Below are 650 nucleotides of genomic sequence, written 5' to 3'. Positions count from 1 at the left end.
ATCCTTTACCAGATAATCCAGAACGCGTTTCCGGCAGCCTGATTGTGGCTCAATTCGAATCTTTGGACGCTGCACAAGAATGGGCTGAACAAGACCCTTACGTCGATGCCGGCGTATACGCAGAAGTATTGATTAAACCCTTTAAAGCCGTATTCAAATGAGCAATATGCGTCAAATTATCGAGGAACGCCTGCAGGCGCTTGAGCCTGAGTTCTTCGATTTTGAAGATGAAAGCCACCTGCACGCCGGCCATGCCGGTAATAAAGGCGGCGGGCATTACGCCATAGTGGTGGTCAGCAACGCATTTGAAAACATTGGCCGCCTCCAGCGGCAACGTATGATTAAGCAGCTTTTACAGGACTTGTTTTCAGACGGCCTGATTCATGCACTCAGTATCAAAGCAGCCACGCCGGACGAATACTTCCATTAAGATTACTGCCCAAACTTTGATTTCCAATCATTAATTTAAAAGAGAAATACGATGAAAAAAACCTACTTTGCTTCAGCCTTGATGCTTGCTCTGACTTCCGGCACCCTGTTTGCCCAAACTTTGGTGACCGTCAACGGCCAAGCCATCGACAGCAGCGTTATCGATGACCAAATCGCTTCCGTACGCGCCAGCAACCCGAACGTTCAAGACACTCCTGAAT

The 650-nt window shown here is 48.2% G+C and carries 2 protein-coding genes; both read left to right on the top strand.

From position 1 onward, the window contains the following. Window positions 1–161 (top strand): YciI family protein (locus tag ACTHUR_RS15035; RefSeq protein WP_440399409.1); only part of this gene is annotated, 161 nt, incomplete at its 5' end. After that, window positions 158–430, top strand: coding sequence for a BolA family protein (locus tag ACTHUR_RS15030; protein ID WP_070460214.1), 273 nt, complete (start codon window positions 158–160; stop codon window positions 428–430). The genes ACTHUR_RS15035 and ACTHUR_RS15030, both read left to right, overlap by 4 nt. Window positions 431–650: the final 220 nt, after the last annotated feature.

The organism is Neisseria sp. P0021.S007, assembly GCF_051956855.1.
This window is presented reverse-complemented; position numbering and strand designations above follow the sequence as displayed.